Genomic DNA, 18,866 nt, shown 5'->3' on the forward strand with positions numbered 1-18,866 from the left:
AGACCGTATTCGCGAGCAAGCTCGCTCCCACAATGAACTGCGTTCAACCAAAAAAGTTATACAAATAATTTGACTTGTACACCCATGAATCTATGCTGAGCAAAGTTGTACAGAGATCAACCTCTGTACAGGTATAGATTCGAGGTGCACATGTCTGATCCTTGCGTAGCCAAGCCAAAAATCGCCATCAGCGCCTGCCTGCTGGGTGCCGAAGTGCGCTACAACGGTGGGCACAAGGAATCGCGCCTGTGCAGCCGCACCCTCACCGAGCATTTCGACTTTGTCCCCGTATGCCCTGAAGTCGCCATCGGCCTGGGCATCCCGCGCGAACCCATCCGCCTCGTCGGCGACGCTGAGCATCCACAAGCGGTCGGCACGGTGAACCGGGCGATCAACGTCACCCAGCCATTGGCCGAATACGGCGAGAAAATGGCCGCCGAACTCGATGACATCTGCGGCTACATCTTCATGCAGCAATCGCCGTCCTGCGGCCTGGAACGGGTCAAGGTCTATCACGCCAACGGTGCCCCGGTGAATGGCGGCGGACGCGGCATTTACGCCCAGGCGTTCTGCGCACGGCATCCGGATCTGCCCGTGGAAGAAGCCGGGCGACTCAATGATCCGGTGCTGCGCGAGAACTTCATCACCCGTGTGTTCGCCTACAGCGAATGGCAACAAGTCCTCGCCAAAGGCCTGAGCCGCCGCGCCCTCACCGAATTCCACTCTCGCTACAAATACCTGCTGATGGCGCACAACCCGCTGCAATACAAAGCACTGGGCAAACTGCTCGGCAACATGGCGCACACCGATCCCGCCGAACTCGGCCCCCGCTACTTCAGCGAACTGATGGCGGCATTGAAGAAATGCGCCACCCGTGGCACCCACTGCAACGTGCTGCTGCACATCAGCGGTTATCTGAAACAGGTAATCAGCGCCGAAGACAAACAGGAAATGCAACACGTCATCGGCCAGTATCGCCAGGGCATCGTGCCGCTGGTGGTGCCGTTGACCCTGCTCAAGCACCACTTTCGCCTCCATCCGGATTCGTACATCGCGCAACAGGTTTACCTGCAACCGCACCCGGAAAACCTCAGCCTGCGAAACGCAATCTAATGAACGACAAAATGGATACCAGCGCCCAGGAAGACCTAGGCGCGGATTTTAAAAAAGCCCTCGACGAGGGCTGGCTGCCGATTCGCGAAGTCGCCCGGCAGACCGGCGTCAACGCGATCACCCTGCGCGCGTGGGAACGCCGCTACGGGCTGGTCGTGCCGCAACGCACCCCCAAGGGTCACCGACTGTATTCGGCCGAACACGTGCAACAGATTCTGACCATCCTCACCTGGCTTAACCGTGGGGTTGCTGTCAGTCAGGTCAAACCGCTCCTCGACGCACCTCAGGCGTTCAGCGAATCAGTGGAAAACGATTGGCAGCGCTTGCGCCAGACACTGCTGACGGCCGTTACGCAGCTCAATGAACGCAGCCTCGACGACAGCGTCAATCAGGCCATGGCGCTCTACCCGCCACGCACGCTGTGCGAGCAATTGCTGATGCCGTTGCTGGCGGAACTGGAGCAGCGCTGGCAAGGCCAGTTCGGCGCGCAGATGGAACGGGTGTTCTTTTATTCGTGGTTACGCAGCAAATTCGGCACACGCATCTACCATAACAATCGTCAGTTGCATGGCGCCCCGCTGCTGTTGATCAATCATTCCGACCTGCCACTGGAACCTCACCTGTGGCTGTGCGCGTGGCTGATCAGCAGCGCCGATTGTCCGGTGCAAGTGTTTGACTGGCCGCTGCCGGCCACCGAACTGGCGCTGGCGGTCGAACATCTGCAAGCCCGTGGCGTACTGCTGTATTCCAGCAAAGCCATGAACCTTGCGCAGTTGCCCAAGCTACTGAACGGAGTCAGTTGTCCAAAAATGCTGGTCGGACCAACGGTATGCATCCACCACGCCGAGTTGTCCGTAAAAACCTCCGAGATGGCTGATGTGTTCCTGGCGGAAGACGCGCTTCTTGCGCACCAGGAACTCGTTCAGCGTGGGCTGATTTAATGGACGCCGTGAGTTCCGACATGCAATTGATCTGGCTGCGCAGCGACTTGCGCCAACATGACAACACTGCCCTCGCGGCCGCCGCAGCGCGCGGCCCGACGGTCGCCGTGTACCTGTTGAGCCCGCAGCAGTGGCTGGAACATGACGATGCGCCGTGCAAGGTCGACTTCTGGTTGCGCAACCTGCGTGAGCTGAGCGCAAGCCTTGGCACACTCAACATCCCGTTACTGATTCGCACTGCAAGCCATTGGGATCAAGCCCCGGCGGAACTGCTCAAACTCTGCCGGCAACTGAAGATAGCGGCGGTTCACGTCAATGAAGAATATGGCGTCCATGAAAGCCGTCGCGATGCAGCGGTGGCCGAAACACTGAAGGCCGAGGGCATCACCTTTCACAGCTATCTCGACCAGTTGCTGTTCAAACCCGGCAGCGTGCTGACCAAGACCGAGAGTTACTTCAAGGTGTTCAGCCAGTTCCGCAAAGTCTGTTATGAACGCCTGCATCGCTCGATGCCGGCGCTGGTTAAAGCCCCCGGCAAACAGGAAAAACTTGAGGTCAGCAGCGACCCGATTCCCGACTCCGTCAAAGGCTTCGCCACACCGAGCCAGACCCTGCGCGATCTATGGCCCGCCGGCGAAAAGGAAGCCCGACGCCGTCTCGACACCTTCACCGACGCGCAGATCGACTACTACCAGAGCGAACGCGACTTCCCGGCCAAGCCCGGCACCAGTCAGCTCTCGGCGTATCTCGCTGCCGGCGTGATCTCGCCACGGCAATGCCTGCACGCCGCCCTGCAAAGCAATCAGGGCGAGTTCGAGAGCGGTAAGGTCGGCGCGGTCACCTGGATCAACGAGCTGCTATGGCGCGAGTTCTACAAGCACATTCTGGTCGGCTATCCACGGGTCTCGCGACACCGCGCCTTCCGTCAGGAAACCGAAGCGCTGGCCTGGCGTGATGCGCCGGACGATCTCGCCGCGTGGCAAGAGGCGCGCACCGGCCTGCCGATCATCGACGCCGCGATGCGCCAATTGCTCGAAACCGGCTGGATGCACAACCGCCTGCGCATGATCGTGGCGATGTTCCTGACCAAAAACCTGCTGATCGACTGGCGTGAAGGCGAACGCTTTTTCATGCGCCACCTGATTGATGGCGATCTCGCGGCGAACAACGGTGGCTGGCAATGGAGTTCGTCGACGGGCACCGATTCGGCGCCGTACTTCCGCATTTTCAACCCGTTGAGCCAGTCGGAAAAGTTCGACAGCGAAGGCCTGTTCATCAAGCACTGGCTGCCGGAACTGGCCGACCTTAACAAAAAACAAGTGCATAACCCGGCCGACGTCGGTGGCTTGTTCGGCGCGGCGGACTACCCGTCGCCAATCGTCAACCTCAGCACCTCGCGTCAGCGCGCTTTGGCGGCCTTCAAGAACCTGCCTTCGCGTGCGTCTTCAGGAGGCGATGATGAGTGAATTTCTGCGCCGCTTCGCCCGGCAATTTTCAGCGTTGAACAAAGACAACCTGCAAAGCCTGGGCGAGCTGTACAGCGATGACATTCATTTCACCGACCCGCTGCACGAAGTGCAGGGGCTTTCGCAACTGCGCGACTACTTCGGCGAGCTATACGCCAACGTCAGCGAACTGCGTTTCGATTTTCATGGTTTCGACCAGATCGGCGACTGCGAAGGCTACCTGCGCTGGGTCATGAGTTATCGCCACCCGCGCCTGGCGGGTGGCCGCGTGATTCGCGTCAGCGGCTGCTCGCATTTGCTGTGGCACGACAAGGTTTATCGCCATCGGGATTATTTCGATGCCGGGGCGCTGCTGTATGAACACTTGCCAGTATTGGGCCGGGTCATTGCCTGGCTGAAAAGGAGAATGGGATGAGTCGTACACCTCCACGGCGTTATTGGTTGACCGGGGCCAGCAGTGGCATCGGCGCGGCGCTGGCTGAAGAGATCCTGAAAACCGGTGCGCACCTGGCGGTCAGTTCCCGTCAGATTGCCCCGCTCAAAGTCTTGTCACAACGCTATCCAGGGCAGGTTTTGGTAGTGCCTGGTGACCTGACCAACAGCCAGACGGTGCGCGAAATCGGTGAGCAGATCGCCGCGGACTGGGGTTCGCTGGACTCGGTGATTCTCAACGCCGGCACCTGCGAATACGTCGATGCCAAGCAGTTCGACTCCTCGATCGTCGAGCATGTGGTGCGCACCAATCTGCTCGCCAGCAGTTATTGCATCGAAGCCGCGCTGCCGCTGCTGCGCAAAGGCACCGCGCCGCATCTGATCGGCGTGGCCAGTTCGGTGACCTACTTGCCACTGCCACGGGCCGAAGCCTACGGCGCCTCAAAGGCCGGACTGCGTTATCTGTTCGAATCGCTGCGCATTGATCTGGCCGACGAAGGCATTGAAGTCACCGTGGTCAGCCCCGGTTTCGTCGAAACACCCCTGACCGCGAAAAACGATTTCCCAATGCCTTTGAGCTGGCCTGTGGATAAAGCCGCGCGGCACATCTTCGCCAAGCTCAAGGACCGGCCGCTGGAGATCGCCTTCCCGGCGCTGTTCATGGCCGCGTTGTGGCCGCTGTCGAAACTGCCGGCACGCGTGCAACTGGCGATCGGCAAGCGCATGGTGCGCAAGTCGCCTCCGCTGACGGATCCGACATGAAAATCGCCATCGTCGGCAGCGGGATCGCCGGGCTTACCTGTGCCTACCTGCTTAATCGCCGGCATGAAGTGACGGTGTTCGAGGCCGGCGACTGGGTCGGTGGCCACACGCACACCGTGGACGTGACCGTCGCAGAACGGCAGTACGCCGTGGACACCGGTTTCATCGTGTTCAACGACTGGACCTACCCGAACTTCATTCGCTTGCTCGGCCAGCTTGGCGTAGCGTTCAAACCGACCGAAATGAGTTTCTCGGTGACCGACCCGGACACCGGCCTGGAATACAACGGCAACAACCTCAACAGCCTCTTCGCCCAGCGCAGCAATTTGTTGTCGCCGGGGTTCTGGGGCATGTTGCGCGACATCCTGCGCTTCAACAAAGAAGCCCAGCGCGACCTGGTTGAACTGCGCATCGCCGCTGACACAACCCTTGACGAGTACCTCAAGGCCGGCGGTTACGGCGAACGGTTCATCCTGCATTACATCGTGCCGATGGGCTCGGCGATCTGGTCGATGCCGATGGCAGAAATGCTCAACTTCCCGCTGCAGTTTTTTGTGCGGTTTTTCAAAAACCATGGGCTGTTGTCTGTCAGCGATCGGCCGCAATGGCAAGTCATCGAAGGCGGCTCAAGCGCCTATATCGCGCCGCTGACGGCCGCGTTCAAAGACAGGATTCGGCTCAATTGCCCGATAACCCGGGTTGATCGCGATGTGCATGGCGTAGTTATCCACAGCCCGGCAGGCCTTGAGCATTTCGATCGAGTGGTGTTCGCCTGTCACAGCGACCAAGCGCTGAAACTGCTGGCAGTCCCCAGCGATGCCGAACGCGCGATCCTCGGTGCCCTGCCCTACGCCGACAATGAAGTGGTGCTGCACACCGACACGCGTTTGCTGCCGACACGCAAACTGGCCTGGGCGAGCTGGAACTATCGGCTCAGCGGCGCCGGCCACACCCACGCCGCCGTCACCTACGACATGAACATTCTGCAGGGCATTCAGAGCGACACCACGTTCTGCGTCAGCCTCAATCAGAGTGCCGGCATCAGCCCGGACAAAGTGCTCGCCCGTTACACCTACGCCCACCCGCAATTCAGCCTCGCTGCGGTGGCGGCACAGGAGCGCTGGGGCGAACTGGATGGCGCGCAGCACACGCATTATTGCGGCGCCTATTGGGCCAACGGTTTCCATGAGGACGGTGTCGTCAGCGCCTTGCGCGTGGCCGCCGCGTTCGGGGAAACCTTATGAACAGCGCCCTGTACAGCGGCTGGATCGGCCATCGGCGTTTTTCCCCGCGCCGCCATGAATTCCGTTACCGCATCGGTTTGCTCTACCTCGACCTCAGCGAGCAGGACGCCGTGCTTGCACTGTCGCCACTGGCCGGGCGCAGTCGCTTTGCTCCCTTTTCCTTTCGCGAGACCGACTACCTGAAGACCTTCACCGGCCGTGGCATACGCCTGATCGACGCCGTGCGTCAGCAGGTCGGCATTGCCATCGGCCATGAACCGCAAGGCTCGATCTGCCTGCTGACCCAGGCGCGCAGCTGGGGGTTGTCGTTCAACCCGGTGAGTTTCTTTTATTGCCATGAGGCCGACGGGCAACTGGCGGCGATTGTCTGCGAAGTCACCAACACGCCGTGGCGCGAGCGTTATCACTATGTGCTGCCGGCGCGCACGCCCGCCAACCTGCAGGATTTTCATCAGCACTTCGCCGTGGCCAAAGCCTTTCACGTTTCGCCGTTTTTGCCGCGCGATCTCGAATACCGCATGAGTTTCAGTCCCGCCGCGCAAAACCTCGGTGTGCACATGGCCGACTGGCAGGGCGAGCACAAGCTGTTCGACGCGACGCTCAATCTGCAACGCGAAAGCCTCGATCGCCACAGCCTGCACCGTTACTTGCGGCGCTTTCCGTGGATGACCGCGAAAACCGCCTTGGCGATTTATTGGCAGGCGCTGCGACTGCTGCTTAAACGCGCACCGATCTTTGCTCATCAGACTGCCGACGGCAGCTTTCAAACCGCCACTGTGCCTCCCAAGGAGCACCGCCATGAAATCCTCTAGTCTGTCGATCAGTCGGTTCAGCGCCAACGGTTTGACCGGATCGCTGCTGCGCCGTGGCGTGCTGCGCCAATTGGCTCAGTTGAAAAACGGGCAACTGCTAGTGGTCGAGGATGGCGAACGGCTGATGTTCGGTACGCCCGGCAGTGCGTTGCTCGGGGAAATCCATGTGACAGATCCGGCCGTCTGGGGCATGGTCGCGGGCAATGGTTCGATTGGTGCTGGCGAGGCGTTTATCCACGGTTATTGGAGTTCACCGGATCTGACAGCGGTGGTGCGCGTGTTCGTCAGCAACCTCGACGTGCTCGATGCCATGGAGGGTGGCCTGGCCCGTCTCGGTCGGCCGTTGGTGCAAGGCCTGCACTGGCTGAATCGCAATACGCGCAAGGGTTCGCAGAAAAACATCGCCGCGCACTACGACCTCGGTAACGACCTGTTCGAGCAGTTTCTTGATCCGACCATGATGTATTCGGCGGCGCAGTTCCTTACGCCAGAAGACAGCCTCGAACAGGCGCAGCTGAACAAACTCGAGCGGATCTGTCAGAAGCTCGCGCTCCAACCCAGCGACCATTTGCTGGAAATCGGCACCGGTTGGGGCAGCATGGCGCTCTACGCGGCGCAGAACTACGGTTGCCGCGTCACCACCACGACCCTCTCGAAAGAGCAGTACGCGTTTACCGCGCAACGCATCGAACAACTGGGCTTGCAGGATCGGGTCACGCTGCTGCTCAAGGACTACCGCGACCTGACCGGCGAATACGACAAACTGGTGTCGATCGAGATGATCGAAGCGGTCGGTCACCGCTTCCTGCCGACCTACTTCAAACAATGTGCGCACTTGCTCAAGAGCAACGGCCTGATGCTGATCCAGGCAATCACCATCCGCGAACAGCGCTACGAACAGGCCAAGCGCGGCGTCGACTTTATCCAGCGTTACATCTTCCCCGGCGGCGCCCTGCCCTGCGTGCAGAAAATGCTCGAAGTGGTCGGCCGCGACACCGACATGAACCTGCTGCACATGGAAGATTTCGGCCTGCATTACGCAAAAACCCTGCGCCTGTGGCATGAGAACTTCCGCCGCGCCCATGGCCGTCTCACCGAACTGGGCTATGACGATTATTTCCTGCGGCTGTGGGAGTTTTACCTGTGTTACTGCGAGGGCGGCTTCCTCGAACGCACCATCGGCACCGCGCAATTGTTGCTGGCCAAACCGGCCGCGATGACCGCACCGCTGCTCGGACGCTTCGATGCTTGAGCGTGTCGCCAATGCCGTATTGTTCCAGATCGGCTGGCTGATCTGCGTGCTCGGCGGCAACAGTTTGTGGCTGCTGGTGGCGCTGGCGGTGCTGGTCATCCATCTGCGCTGGATCAGCAGTTGGGCGGCCGAGGGCCGTCTGGTGTTGAGCGTGGTGATTGTCGGCACGGCGGTGGACAGCGTTTTGCGCGCTTTGGGCGTATTCGAATTTCAGGATTTGTCGCCGCTGATTCCACTGTGGCTGATGCTGTTGTGGGCGTTGCTCGCGACCACTTTGCGCCACTGCCTGGCATGGAGCGCCCGGCCGTGGTGGCTGGCGAGTTCACTGGGTGCCGTCGGCGGCGCATTGTCTTACTACGCCGGCGGGCGGCTGGCAGGCGTGCAATTTCCCTACGGCGAGTTACCCACCCTGATCGGCATCGGCATGCTCTGGGCGCTGCTGTTTCCGCTGTTGCATGTGATGGCCCGGCGATTAAGCCACTGAGCGTCCGTCAGAGCTTTCACACGCATGTCGACCACTGCCTTACACTGCCGGCCATGAAGACCATTCCCCACCAACAAATCACTGAACCGGCAGTCACCTGCTCGACCTGCGCGGCGTGCTGTTGCCAGCTCGAAGTGATGCTGATCACCGACACCGGCGTGCCTGATCGCTTTATCGATACCGATGAGTGGGGCGGTGAAGTGATGCTGCGTCTGGACGACGGCTGGTGCGCGGCGCTGGATCGCGACACGATGATGTGCACGATTTACGAAAAGCGCCCGCTGATCTGCCGCGAGTTCGAAATGGGCGCACCCGAGTGCATTGAAGAGCGCAAAGGCATCACGACTGCCTACCGCTGATTTTTGAGTTCACTGAAAACAACTGTGGGAGCGAGCTTGCTCGCGAAGGCGGTCTTTCATTCAACATCATCGTTGAATATGAAATAGCTTTCGCGAGCAAGCTCGCTCCCACAGGGGTGAGGCGTGTATCCGTTACAACGGCAGTGTGTAATGCAGCGAGTAACTTTCTACACCGTCGTTATCACTGGCCAGGCCAGCGTTGGAATAGTGCGTCGCACGAATTCCGACTTCATGCCCGCCATTGAAACGCAGACCAAAACCGATGCGGTCTTCAAACTGGAAAGAGCCGCCGAGGTTGTTGGATTCGTACTTGGTATTGGAGAACGCCGCCACGCCGATCCCCGCTTCGATGTACGGTTTGACCGACTGACCGGCAAACTCGTAAACAAATACCGGCGAGAACGACAGGCTGTTGTTACTGGACGTCTTGTCACCTTCCCAGTAAGTGTAAGCCCCGCTCCAGTAACCGGTCAGGCGACCGACATCACTCTGCAGCCAGCTCTTGTCCCAATCGAAATTCATGCCCAGGCGGTACGTCATGGTCGAATCGCTGGTGGCCCCCACCGCGAACTCCACACCTGCCGCTTGTGCAGTAAAACTTTGCCCCATCAGTGCGGCCGCAATCGCGGCCAAGCAGAATAGTCGCTTCACGTTGAAACTTCCTTTTCCGGAACGAACGTTTGGTTTTCTAGATAACTCTTCGCTATAGAAGCTGGCGCCTGCTTAGAAGTTCAGCTGATTTTTTAGTTATTTCACAATTTTTTTACAAGTCGAAGTTTTGCACTTCGCCAGCGTTTTGTCCGAGCAGTGGCAGGATGTTTTTAAAGTACTCGGGATCGGCACTGGTCCAGAATCTGACCGGTTGGTTCGGGCCGGCAGCGAGCAAATCGCGCTCCGCCAAAAGCCGCTGAAGTTGCCGCGCTACAGCAGCACCGGTATCGATCAGGCTGATGTCCGCTGGGATCATCGACTTGAGCATCGGCTTGAGAAAGGGATAGTGAGTGCAACCCAGAATGATCGTGTCGCAACCGCTGGCCAACAGCGGCTCGACATAACCTTGCAGCAACTGGCGCAACTCGGCGCTGTGCAGATCGCCGCTTTCAATCAACTCGACCAGGCCGGGACACGGCTGGGTGATTACGCGAACGTCAGTGGCGAAACGATCCAGCAACGCAGCGAACTTGGCACTCTGCAACGTGCCGGTGGTGGCGAGCACACCGACCACACCGCTGCGGGTCGCGGCGGCGGCAGGTTTGACCGCAGGCTCCATACCGACAAGCGGCCAGTCGGGAAAATCACGGCGTAGATCGGCGACACCCGAGACCGTCGCGGTATTGCACGCGATGACCAAGGCCTTGGCGCCTTGCTCACGGAAAAACCCGGCCATCACACTGCAGCGCTGACGGATGAATTCCGGGGTTTTCTCACCATAGGGAATGTGCCCGCAATCGGCGACATAGAGCAGTGATTCATTGGGCAGCAAACGCTGGATTTCCGCCAGCACCGACAAGCCGCCGACACCGGAGTCGAACACGCCGATCGGCGCTTCACGCATGGCGCGAACCACAGACGCTGCAACCCGGATCACGCTTGACGCGCAACTCGCGGAAACGCGAACCGAGGGCATCGATCAACAGCAAACGGCCCACCAGCGGTTCGCCGAAACCGACCAGCACCTTCAAGGCTTCCAGCGCCTGCAGGCTGCCGACCAGACCGACCAGCGGCCCGACCACACCGGCCTCGCTGCAGGTCAGTTCGGCTTCGCTGCCGTGCCCGTACAAGCAGTGGTAGCAGGGGCTATCGGCGCGACGCGGGTCGAAGACCGAAAGTTGCCCTTCCAGCCGAATCGCCGCACCGCTGACCAGTGGCTTTTGCGCCGCCACACACGCAGCGTTGACGGCTTCGCGGGTGGAGAAATTATCGGAACAGTCGAGCACCAGATCCACCGCAGCCACGGCGGCGGCGAGAGAGTCCTCGTCGAGCGCCTGACGATGAGGGATCAGTTGGATTTCTGGATTGATCGCGGTCAGACGCTTGAGCGCCGAGTCGACTTTGCTCATGCCGACGCTGTCGGTGTCATGAATAATCTGGCGTTGCAGGTTGGTCAGATCGACCGTGTCGAAATCCGCCAGATGCAACTCACCGACACCCGCCGCTGCGAGGTACAACGCAACCGGCGCACCGAGACCGCCAAGGCCGACGATCAGCACGCGACTGGCCTTGAGCTTCAACTGCCCGTCGATGTCGATGTGTTGCAGCAGAATCTGCCGGCTGTAGCGCAGCAATTCCTGATCATTCAGCACGGCAGGCGCCCCAGACTGATGCGTTGATGACCGCCCAGATCGGTGCGGCTGTGGACTTCTTCGAAACCGCGCGTCAGCAGCAAGTCGCGGACGGCTTCGGCTTGATCATAGCCGTGCTCGAGCATCAACCAGCCAGCGGCCTCCAAGTGATCCGGCGCCTGCGCAACGATCAAGCGCAGATCATCGAGCCCATCTTCACCGGCGACCAGCGCACTGGCCGGTTCGAAGCGCACATCGCCCTCGACCAGATGCGGATCGGCCGCAGCGATGTACGGCGGATTGCTGATGATCAACTGGAAACGCTGACCCTCCAGCGCGCTGAACCAATGGCTGCTCAGCACCGTGGCGTTGTTCAAATGCAGGCGCTGACGATTGCGTTCGGCCAAGGCCACGGCTTCGAGTACGCGATCCACGGCGGTGACTTTCCACGCCGGACGTTCGCTGGCCAAGGCCAATGCGATCGCACCGCTGCCAGTGCCGAGGTCGAGCACTTTGGCCGGCGTCGCGGGCAGCAATTCCAGCGCGGCTTCCACCAGCAATTCAGTGTCCGGACGCGGGATCAGCGTGTGCGGCGCGACTTCCAGATCGAGTTTCCAGAAACCCTGCTGCCCGAGAATGTAGGCCACCGGCTCACCGCCACGGCGACGTTGCAGGTACTCGGCAAAGGTCAGCGCTGCCTCACTCGGCACGATGCGCTCGGGCCAGGTGTGCAGAAAACTGCGCGACTTGCCCAGCGCGGCGGCAAGAAGCAATTCGGCGTCCAGACGCGCGGTGGGCGAGTCCGGCAGTTCGGCGGCGCGCAACAGGCTGGCAATGATGGTCATTTATTCACCTATCGCGGCGAGTTGGTCAGCCTGGTATTCGGCCAGCAACGGCTCGATCACCGCCTCGACGCCACCGGCGAGGATTTCATCCAGCGAGTACAGGGTCAGGTTGACGCGATGGTCGGTGACCCGGCCCTGAGCAAAGTTATAGGTACGGATGCGCTCGGAACGGTCGCCGGAACCGACCAGCAATTTACGCTCGCTGGCGATTGCGTTGGCCGCCGCTGCGGTCTGCTGATCGTTGAGCTTGGCCGACAGCCAGGCCATCGCCCGGGCACGGTTCTTGTGCTGGGAACGCTCTTCCTGACACTCGACGACGGTACCGGTCGGTATGTGCGTGATGCGGATCGCCGAGTCGGTGGTGTTGACGTGCTGACCACCGGCCCCGGAGGAACGGAAAGTGTCGACGCGCAAATCCGCCGGATTGATCTCGATGGCTTCGCGCTCGTCCGGCTCGGGCAATACCGCCACGGTGCAGGCCGAGGTGTGAATACGGCCCTGGGATTCGGTGGCAGGTACACGCTGAACGCGGTGCGCGCCGGATTCGAATTTCAACTTGCCGTAAACGTTGTCGCCTTCGATGCGGGCGATGACTTCTTTATAGCCACCGTGTTCGCCTTCGTTTTCCGAAAGGATCTCGACCCGCCAACCACGGCGCTCGGCGTAACGCGAGTACATGCGGAACAAATCGCCGGAGAAGATCGCCGCCTCGTCGCCACCGGTGCCGGCGCGAATTTCGAGGAAGACGTTGCGCCCGTCATTCGGATCCTTGGGCAGCAACATGCGTTGCAGGTCGGACTCCAGGGTGATCAGCAATTCCTTGGCTTCGCGGACTTCTTCCACGGCCATTTCACGCATGTCCGGATCGCTGTCCTTGAGCAGCGCCTGCGCGCCTTCAAGGTCGCTTTGTACGCTGAGCAGCTTTTTATAGCCTTGTACCACCGGCTCGAGTTCGGCGTATTCCTTGGAATAGGCGCGGAATTTGGCCTGATCGGCAATGACTTCGCCGTCGCCGAGCAGCGCGGTCAGTTCCTCGAAACGGTCCTGGAGGATGTCCAGCTTATTGAGCAGTGACGCTTTCATTGCGGTTTTTTATCCGAAAAGCTATCCGGTGAGCCCTCGAGGGCAAAGAGTTCCTGAGCCATGGCCAGCGCATCGAGGCGGCCTTCGGCAGAAAGCTTTTTCAATTGCACGCTGGGCGCATGCAAGAGTTTATTGGTCAGGCCACGGGCCAGTTGCCCGAGCACATCTTCGGCGTTGCCGCCGTTGGCCAGCAGCCGCAGGGCCTTTTGCAACTCCTCGTCGCGCAGGCGTTCGCTCTGTTGACGATAGGCCTTGAGCACATCGACCGCCGCCAGCTCGCGCAAGCGCACCATGAAATCGTCGGCGCCGACCGAAACCATCTCTTCCGCCGCTTGGGCTGCGCCCTGGCGACTCTTGAGGTTCTCGGCGACCACTTCGTGGAGATCGTCGACGCTGTAGAGGTAAACGTCGTCCAACTCGCCGACTTCCGGCTCGATATCCCGGGGAACGGCGATGTCGACCATGAAGATCGGTTTGTGCTTGCGCAGCTTCAATGCACTTTCCACCGCGCCTTTGCCAAGGATCGGCAACTGACTGGCGGTCGAACTGATGACGATATCGCTGCGCACCAGTTCTGCCGGGATGTCCGACAGCAACACCGCGTGGGCGCCGAACTGTTCGGCGAGCAGACTGGCGCGTTCCAGCGTGCGGTTAGCGACGACGATGCGCTTGACCCCCAGTTCGTGCAAATGGCGGGCGACCAATGTAATGGTCTCGCCGGCGCCAATCAGCAAGGCCTGACTGCGCTGTAAATCACTGAAAATCTGTTTCGCCAGGCTGACGGCAGCAAACGCCACCGACACCGGGTTTTCACCGATGGCAGTGTCGGTGCGCACCTGTTTGGCGGCATTGAACGTGGCCTGGAACAGTCGCCCCAACAGCGGGCCGATGGTGCCGGCTTCGCGGGCCACGGCGTAGGCCGATTTCATCTGACCGAGAATCTGCGGCTCGCCCAGCACCAGCGAGTCGAGCCCGGAGGCGACGCGCATCATGTGACGAACTGCCGCATCATCTTCATGCACATAAGCACTCGCGCGCAGCTCATCGAGGCTTAAATGGTGATAGTCGGCCAGCCAGCGCAGCACGATATCGGCAGAAAGCTGATCCTGTTCTATATAAAGCTCACTGCGATTGCAGGTGGAGAGGATCGCGGCTTCGCGGCTGTCGGTCAGTCGGCAGAGCTGCTGCAAGGCCTCCACCAGCTGTTCAGGAGTAAAAGCCACGCGCTCGCGGACGTCTACTGAAGCAGTCTTGTGGTTGATACCGAGTGCAAGGAAGGCCATTCAAGGTCGCTGATGGTGACGTGAAGCCGGCAATTGTCCACCTTCGAAAGATTCAGAACAACTACCGCTGACTATTGTCCCAATCGTCAGTCCCTATAATGGGCACAATTGAGACTCGGTTATGTTTGGCCGAAGGCTTGTGTCATGATGATCCGACCGCAGGTTAGTCGTCCTCTTCCTATATGAATAGATCTTCCGCGTTGCTCCTCGCTTTTGTCTTCCTCAGCGGCTGCCAGGCCTTGGCTCCCGTTTCGCCGGACGGTACGCCGTCGGTTGAAGACACCACGCCCGCGCCTGAAAAGCCCAAGGTTTACAGCTCGTTCAGCGAGGAAACCGTTTTCAGCCTGTTGAGCGCCGAACTCGCCGGCCAGCGCAATCGTTTCGACATTGCCCTGGACAACTACGTGACCCAGGCCATCAACACCCAGGATCCGGGCGTCTCCGAGCGCGCATTCCGTATCGCCGAATATCTGGGCGCCGATCAACCGGCCCTCGATACCGCGCTGATCTGGGCGAAAAACGCCCCGGACGACCTCGAAGCGCAACGCGCCGCTGCCGTGCAACTGGCGCGCGCCGGGCGTTACGACGACTCGATGGTCTATATGGAGAAAGTCCTGCAGGGCAAGGGCGACACCCATTTCGACTTCCTCGCGTTGTCGGCAGCGGATACCGATCAGGAAACCCGCAACGGCCTGATGAAAAGTTTTGACCGGTTGTTGCAGCGTCATCCGAACAACAGCCAGCTGATTTTCGGTAAAGCCCTGCTCTTGCAGCAGGACGGTGACAACAAAGCCGCACTGGCCCTGCTCGAAGACAATCCGCCGGATGACGGCGAGATCGCGCCGATTCTGCTGCGCGCGCGCCTGCTGCAAATTCTCAACCGAGGCGACGAAGCGCTGCCTCTGCTGCAAAAAAGCATCAAGAAGTACCCGGACGACAAGCGCCTGCGCCTGACTTACGCGCGCATGCTGGTTGAACAGGACCGGATGGACGACGCCAAGGCCGAGTTCTCCAGCCTTGTGCAGCAATACCCGGAAGACGACGAACTGCGTTATTCGCTGGCATTGGTCTGCCTGGAAGCCAAAGCCTGGGACGAGGCCAAGGGTTATCTGGAAGACTTGATCGCCCGCGAAAGCCACGTCGATTCGGCGCACCTGAACCTGGGGCGAATTGCCGAAGAACGCAACGACCCGCAAGGCGCCCTCATCGAGTACGCCCAGGTCGGCCCGGGCAACGACTATCTGCCAGCGCAATTGCGTCAGGCCGATATTCTGATGAACAACGGCAAGACCGCTGAAGCGCAAAGCAAACTCGCCGCCCAGCGCGACGAACAACCGGACTACGCGATTCAGTTGTACCTGATCGAATCGGAAACCCTGTCGGCCAATAAACAGGACGACAAGGCCTGGAAAGTCTTGCAGCAAGCCTTGCTGCAATACCCGGACGATCTGAATCTGCTCTATACCCGCGCCATGCTCGCGGAAAAACGCAATGACCTGGCGCAAATGGAAAAAGACCTGCGCCTGATCATCAAGCGTGATCCGGACAACGCCATGGCGCTCAACGCACTCGGCTACACCTTGTCCGATCGCACCACGCGCTACGCTGAAGCCAAAGCGCTGATCGAGCAGGCACACCAGATCAATCCGGAAGACCCGGCCGTACTCGACAGCCTCGGCTGGGTGAATTACCGCCTGGGCAATCTGGATGACGCCGAGAAATATCTGCGTCAGGCGCTGGAGCGCTTCCCTGATCACGAAGTCGCCGCGCACCTCGGTGAAGTGTTGTGGACCAAGGGTAACCAGCGTGAAGCCAAACAAATCTGGGGCAAATTCCTCAAGGATCAGCCCGACAGCACCATTCTGCGCAGCACCATCAAGCGCTTGACCGGATCCGAGACTCTTTAACTCATGTTTTTGCGCCACGTTATTGTTTTCAGCTTCATCGCCCTGCTCGCTGGCTGCTCGGGTTTTGGCACTCGCGAATCGGTCGAGGGCCACGGCAGTCCGGCTCAATGGGCCGCGAACAAACAGCAACTGACTAGCCTCGACGGCTGGCAGATCGACGGCAAGATCGGCATCCGCGCACCGAAAGATTCCGGTAGCGGCACGCTGTTCTGGCTGCAACGTCAGGATTACTACGACATTCGTTTGTCCGGCCCGCTGGGTCGTGGCGCGGCACGTTTGACTGGGCGTCCGGGCAAGGTCTCGCTGGAAGTCGCCAACCAGGGTCGCTATGAATCGCAGTCCCCGGAAGCCCTGCTCGAAGAACAGCTCGGCTGGAAACTGCCGGTGTCGAATCTGGCCTGGTGGGTCCGTGGCCTGCCCGCTCCGGACAGCAAAAGTCGCCTGAATCTGGATGCCGACAGCCGCCTGGCCAACCTCGAACAGGATGGCTGGAAAGTCGAATACACCGCCTACACCGAACAAAACGGTTACTGGTTGCCGGAGCGCATCAAGCTGCACGGCACTGATCTTGACGTGACGCTGGTGATCAAGACCTGGCAACCGCGCAAGCTGGGACAATAACCGATGACCGCTGCACGTCTGACCCTGCCCTCGCCGGCCAAACTCAACTTGATGCTGCACATTCTCGGGCGCCGTGAAGACGGTTATCACGAGTTGCAGACGCTGTTTCAGTTTGTCGACTACGGCGATGAAATCACTTTTGCCGTGCGTGATGACGGCGTGATTCAACTGCACACCGAATTCGCCGGCGTGCCGCATGACAGCAACCTGATCGTGCGCGCGGCGAAAATGCTTCAGCAACAGTCCGGTTGCACGCTCGGCATCGATATCTGGATTGATAAAGTCCTGCCCATGGGCGGCGGCATCGGTGGCGGCAGTTCGAATGCGGCGACGACTTTGCTGGGCCTGAATCATTTGTGGCAGTTGGGTTGGGATGAAGATAGCCTGGCCGCACTGGGCCTGACGCTTGGTGCCGACGTGCCGGTTTTTGTCCGTGGTCACGCGGCGTTTGCCGAGGGCGTGGGCGAGAAACTCACCCCGGTGAATCCCGAAGAACCGTGGTATCTGGTGCTCGTGCCGCAAGTCTCTGTTAGTACGGCAGAAATTTTTTCCGATCCTTTGTTGACACGTAACACGCCGCCCATTAAAGTGCGCCCCGTTCCCGAGGGAAACAGTCGAAATGACTGCTTGCCGGTGGTTGCAAGGCGTTATCCAGAAGTACGTAACGCATTGGATTTGTTAGGTAAATTTACCGAAGCAAAACTCACCGGAACTGGAAGTTGTGTGTTTGGGGGCTTCCCAAGCAAAGCTGAAGCTGATAAAGTCTCGGCCCTTCTGACAGAGACCCTTACAGGGTTTGTAGCCAAAGGCAGCAACGTTTCGATGTTGCACCGCAAGCTGCAAAGTCTGCTCTAAAGGAACCAAGTGCTCGGCACTTGATGCAACAGATACAGGGGCGTCGCCAAGCGGTAAGGCAGCAGGTTTTGATCCTGCCATGCGTTGGTTCGAATCCAGCCGCCCCTGCCATTTTCTATACTCATCCAGGTTACCCTCAGCCTCTAGGTACTGCGCGTGTCCAAGATGATGGTCTTTACGGGGAACGCTAACCCCGATCTGGCTCGGCGTGTTGTACGTCAGCTGCATATCCCTCTCGGTGACATCTCTGTCGGTAAGTTCTCCGACGGCGAAATTACTGCCGAGATCAATGAAAACGTTCGCGGTAAAGACGTTTTCATTATTCAGCCGACTTGCGCTCCGACCAACGATAACCTGATGGAACTGGTAGTGATGGCTGACGCCTTCCGCCGCTCCTCGGCTACTCGTATCACTGCTGTTATTCCTTATTTTGGTTATGCCCGTCAGGATCGCCGTCCGCGTTCCGCACGTGTGGCTATCAGCGCGAAAGTCGTTGCTGACATGCTTACCGTAGTCGGCATCGACCGTGTTCTCACGGTTGATCTGCATGCTGACCAGATTCAGGGTTTCTTCGATATTCCGGTAGATAACATCTACGGCTCCCCGGTTCTGGTGGATGACATTGAAGATCAGCGCTTCGAAAACCTGATGATCGTGTCCCCGGACATTGGTGGCGTCGTGCGTGCACGTGCCGTTGCCAAATCCCTGGGTGTGGATCTCGGGATCATCGACAAACGCCGTGAGAAAGCCAATCACTCTGAAGTGATGCATATCATCGGTGATGTCGAAGGGCGTACCTGCATTCTGGTCGATGACATGGTCGATACCGCCGGCACTCTGTGCCACGCGGCGAAGGCCCTGAAAGAGCATGGCGCAGCCAAGGTCTTTGCCTACTGCACACACCCTGTGCTGTCGGGTCGGGCCATCGAGAATATCGAAAATTCCGTGCTGGACGAGCTGGTGGTGACTAACACCATCCCGCTGTCCGCTGCAGCACAAGCCTGTGCACGTATCCGTCAACTGGATATCGCACCGGTTGTTGCCGAAGCGGTTCGCCGCATCAGCAATGAAGAATCGATCAGCGCGATGTTCCGTTAAGGGCCCTGCCCTTCGCGAAATCTCTCG

20 protein-coding genes and 1 tRNA gene are annotated in these 18,866 nt (G+C 59.6%); 15 read left to right on the plus strand and 6 right to left on the minus strand.

Annotated elements, in window-relative coordinates:
- Nucleotides 1-150: 150 nt before the first annotated feature.
- From ACW9IR_RS09630 to ACW9IR_RS09675, 10 genes are read left to right on the plus strand one after another with little or no spacing between them, the layout of a single operon-like run.
- Nucleotides 151-1,113: a YbgA family protein gene (locus ACW9IR_RS09630; RefSeq protein ID WP_457462939.1), complete on the plus strand. Its 963-nt coding sequence runs from the start codon at nt 151-153 to the stop codon at nt 1,111-1,113.
- Nucleotides 1,113-2,054 carry a MerR family transcriptional regulator gene (locus ACW9IR_RS09635; RefSeq protein WP_457462941.1) on the plus strand — a complete coding sequence of 314 codons (942 nt, stop codon included), beginning with the start codon at nt 1,113-1,115 and terminating at the stop codon, nt 2,052-2,054. The genes ACW9IR_RS09630 and ACW9IR_RS09635 overlap by 1 nt, the downstream gene beginning before the upstream one ends.
- A gap of 20 nt (nt 2,055-2,074) precedes the next feature.
- On the plus strand, nt 2,075-3,520 hold the full coding sequence (gene phrB / locus ACW9IR_RS09640) for a deoxyribodipyrimidine photo-lyase (RefSeq protein ID WP_457462943.1): 1,446 nt from the start codon (nt 2,075-2,077) through the stop codon (nt 3,518-3,520).
- On the plus strand, nt 3,513-3,935 hold the full coding sequence (locus ACW9IR_RS09645; protein ID WP_102901137.1) for a nuclear transport factor 2 family protein: 423 nt from the start codon (nt 3,513-3,515) through the stop codon (nt 3,933-3,935). Before phrB ends, ACW9IR_RS09645 begins: the two co-directional genes overlap by 8 nt.
- A complete protein-coding gene (locus tag ACW9IR_RS09650) occupies nt 3,932-4,714 on the plus strand; it encodes an SDR family NAD(P)-dependent oxidoreductase (RefSeq protein WP_095122991.1) in 783 nt (260 codons plus the stop codon). The genes ACW9IR_RS09645 and ACW9IR_RS09650 overlap by 4 nt, the downstream gene beginning before the upstream one ends.
- A complete protein-coding gene (locus tag ACW9IR_RS09655) occupies nt 4,711-5,958 on the plus strand; it encodes an NAD(P)/FAD-dependent oxidoreductase (protein WP_102901136.1) in 1,248 nt (415 codons plus the stop codon). The genes ACW9IR_RS09650 and ACW9IR_RS09655 overlap by 4 nt, the downstream gene beginning before the upstream one ends.
- Nucleotides 5,955-6,770, plus strand: coding sequence for a DUF1365 domain-containing protein (locus ACW9IR_RS09660; protein WP_095122987.1), 816 nt, complete (start codon nt 5,955-5,957; stop codon nt 6,768-6,770). The genes ACW9IR_RS09655 and ACW9IR_RS09660 overlap by 4 nt, the downstream gene beginning before the upstream one ends.
- Nucleotides 6,757-8,022 (plus strand): class I SAM-dependent methyltransferase, encoded by a 1,266-nt coding sequence (locus ACW9IR_RS09665; RefSeq protein ID WP_457462946.1) that lies wholly within the window; start codon nt 6,757-6,759, stop codon nt 8,020-8,022. Before ACW9IR_RS09660 ends, ACW9IR_RS09665 begins: the two co-directional genes overlap by 14 nt.
- Nucleotides 8,015-8,506: a DUF2878 domain-containing protein gene (locus ACW9IR_RS09670; RefSeq protein ID WP_457462948.1), complete on the plus strand. Its 492-nt coding sequence runs from the start codon at nt 8,015-8,017 to the stop codon at nt 8,504-8,506. Before ACW9IR_RS09665 ends, ACW9IR_RS09670 begins: the two co-directional genes overlap by 8 nt.
- Nucleotides 8,507-8,559: 53 nt before the next feature.
- On the plus strand, nt 8,560-8,865 hold the full coding sequence (locus tag ACW9IR_RS09675) for a YkgJ family cysteine cluster protein (protein ID WP_077574517.1): 306 nt from the start codon (nt 8,560-8,562) through the stop codon (nt 8,863-8,865).
- Nucleotides 8,866-8,997: 132 nt separating this feature from the next.
- Here the strand turns inward: ACW9IR_RS09675 and ACW9IR_RS09680 are convergent, their stop codons facing one another.
- From ACW9IR_RS09680 to hemA, 6 genes are all read right to left on the minus strand, one after another.
- Nucleotides 8,998-9,516 (minus strand): acyloxyacyl hydrolase, encoded by a 519-nt coding sequence (locus tag ACW9IR_RS09680; RefSeq protein ID WP_435038006.1) that lies wholly within the window; start codon nt 9,514-9,516, stop codon nt 8,998-9,000.
- Between the two features lie 112 nt (nt 9,517-9,628).
- Nucleotides 9,629-10,420, minus strand: a complete 792-nt coding sequence (gene murI, locus ACW9IR_RS09685) for a glutamate racemase (protein WP_150795580.1) — start codon at nt 10,418-10,420, stop codon at nt 9,629-9,631.
- Complete coding sequence (locus ACW9IR_RS09690) at nt 10,413-11,168, minus strand: molybdopterin-synthase adenylyltransferase MoeB (protein WP_457462951.1); 756 nt, start codon at nt 11,166-11,168, stop codon at nt 10,413-10,415. The genes murI and ACW9IR_RS09690 overlap by 8 nt, the downstream gene beginning before the upstream one ends.
- Nucleotides 11,162-11,992 carry a peptide chain release factor N(5)-glutamine methyltransferase gene (gene prmC, locus ACW9IR_RS09695; RefSeq protein WP_457462953.1) on the minus strand — a complete coding sequence of 277 codons (831 nt, stop codon included), beginning with the start codon at nt 11,990-11,992 and terminating at the stop codon, nt 11,162-11,164. The genes ACW9IR_RS09690 and prmC overlap by 7 nt, the downstream gene beginning before the upstream one ends.
- The gene (prfA, locus tag ACW9IR_RS09700) at nt 11,993-13,075 is read right to left on the minus strand and encodes a peptide chain release factor 1 (protein ID WP_038360919.1); all 1,083 of its coding nucleotides are present in this window, start codon (nt 13,073-13,075) and stop codon (nt 11,993-11,995) included.
- Nucleotides 13,072-14,358 carry a glutamyl-tRNA reductase gene (hemA, locus tag ACW9IR_RS09705; protein WP_007951716.1) on the minus strand — a complete coding sequence of 429 codons (1,287 nt, stop codon included), beginning with the start codon at nt 14,356-14,358 and terminating at the stop codon, nt 13,072-13,074. Before hemA ends, prfA begins: the two co-directional genes overlap by 4 nt.
- Nucleotides 14,359-14,540: 182 nt before the next feature.
- On the opposite strand from hemA, the gene ACW9IR_RS09710 reads away from it, so the two are divergent.
- From ACW9IR_RS09710 to ACW9IR_RS09730, 5 genes are all read left to right on the plus strand, one after another.
- A complete protein-coding gene (locus ACW9IR_RS09710) occupies nt 14,541-16,265 on the plus strand; it encodes a tetratricopeptide repeat protein (RefSeq protein ID WP_102901129.1) in 1,725 nt (574 codons plus the stop codon).
- Nucleotides 16,266-16,268: 3 nt separating this feature from the next.
- Nucleotides 16,269-16,886 carry a lipoprotein insertase outer membrane protein LolB gene (gene lolB, locus ACW9IR_RS09715; protein WP_102901128.1) on the plus strand — a complete coding sequence of 206 codons (618 nt, stop codon included), beginning with the start codon at nt 16,269-16,271 and terminating at the stop codon, nt 16,884-16,886.
- A gap of 3 nt (nt 16,887-16,889) precedes the next feature.
- A complete protein-coding gene (ispE, locus tag ACW9IR_RS09720) occupies nt 16,890-17,741 on the plus strand; it encodes a 4-(cytidine 5'-diphospho)-2-C-methyl-D-erythritol kinase (protein ID WP_102901127.1) in 852 nt (283 codons plus the stop codon).
- 36 nt (nt 17,742-17,777) lie between these two features.
- A tRNA-Gln gene (locus ACW9IR_RS09725) sits at nt 17,778-17,852 on the plus strand.
- 45 nt (nt 17,853-17,897) lie between these two features.
- The gene (locus tag ACW9IR_RS09730; protein ID WP_003171603.1) at nt 17,898-18,839 is read left to right on the plus strand and encodes a ribose-phosphate pyrophosphokinase; all 942 of its coding nucleotides are present in this window, start codon (nt 17,898-17,900) and stop codon (nt 18,837-18,839) included.
- The last annotated feature ends 27 nt before the right edge of the window (nt 18,840-18,866 follow it).

The sequence above is a fragment of the Pseudomonas sp. SDT291_1_S447 genome, from assembly GCF_054070155.1.

What these genes read in the sequence shown, in the direction of transcription:
- ACW9IR_RS09630 (WP_457462939.1), top strand. Translation starts at nt 151, where the DNA reads ATGTCTGATCCTTGCGTAGCCAAGCCAAAAATCGCCATCAGCGCCTGC.
- ACW9IR_RS09635 (WP_457462941.1), top strand. Translation starts at nt 1,113, where the DNA reads ATGAACGACAAAATGGATACCAGCGCCCAGGAAGACCTAGGCGCGGAT.
- phrB (WP_457462943.1), top strand. Translation starts at nt 2,075, where the DNA reads ATGCAATTGATCTGGCTGCGCAGCGACTTGCGCCAACATGACAACACT.
- ACW9IR_RS09645 (WP_102901137.1), top strand. Translation starts at nt 3,513, where the DNA reads ATGAGTGAATTTCTGCGCCGCTTCGCCCGGCAATTTTCAGCGTTGAAC.
- ACW9IR_RS09650 (WP_095122991.1), top strand. Translation starts at nt 3,932, where the DNA reads ATGAGTCGTACACCTCCACGGCGTTATTGGTTGACCGGGGCCAGCAGT.
- ACW9IR_RS09655 (WP_102901136.1), top strand. Translation starts at nt 4,711, where the DNA reads ATGAAAATCGCCATCGTCGGCAGCGGGATCGCCGGGCTTACCTGTGCC.
- ACW9IR_RS09660 (WP_095122987.1), top strand. Translation starts at nt 5,955, where the DNA reads ATGAACAGCGCCCTGTACAGCGGCTGGATCGGCCATCGGCGTTTTTCC.
- ACW9IR_RS09665 (WP_457462946.1), top strand. Translation starts at nt 6,757, where the DNA reads ATGAAATCCTCTAGTCTGTCGATCAGTCGGTTCAGCGCCAACGGTTTG.
- ACW9IR_RS09670 (WP_457462948.1), top strand. Translation starts at nt 8,015, where the DNA reads ATGCTTGAGCGTGTCGCCAATGCCGTATTGTTCCAGATCGGCTGGCTG.
- ACW9IR_RS09675 (WP_077574517.1), top strand. Translation starts at nt 8,560, where the DNA reads ATGAAGACCATTCCCCACCAACAAATCACTGAACCGGCAGTCACCTGC.
- murI (WP_150795580.1), bottom strand. Translation starts at nt 10,420, where the DNA reads ATGCGTGAAGCGCCGATCGGCGTGTTCGACTCCGGTGTCGGCGGCTTG.
- prmC (WP_457462953.1), bottom strand. Translation starts at nt 11,992, where the DNA reads ATGACCATCATTGCCAGCCTGTTGCGCGCCGCCGAACTGCCGGACTCG.
- prfA (WP_038360919.1), bottom strand. Translation starts at nt 13,075, where the DNA reads ATGAAAGCGTCACTGCTCAATAAGCTGGACATCCTCCAGGACCGTTTC.
- hemA (WP_007951716.1), bottom strand. Translation starts at nt 14,358, where the DNA reads ATGGCCTTCCTTGCACTCGGTATCAACCACAAGACTGCTTCAGTAGAC.
- ACW9IR_RS09710 (WP_102901129.1), top strand. Translation starts at nt 14,541, where the DNA reads ATGAATAGATCTTCCGCGTTGCTCCTCGCTTTTGTCTTCCTCAGCGGC.
- lolB (WP_102901128.1), top strand. Translation starts at nt 16,269, where the DNA reads ATGTTTTTGCGCCACGTTATTGTTTTCAGCTTCATCGCCCTGCTCGCT.
- ispE (WP_102901127.1), top strand. Translation starts at nt 16,890, where the DNA reads ATGACCGCTGCACGTCTGACCCTGCCCTCGCCGGCCAAACTCAACTTG.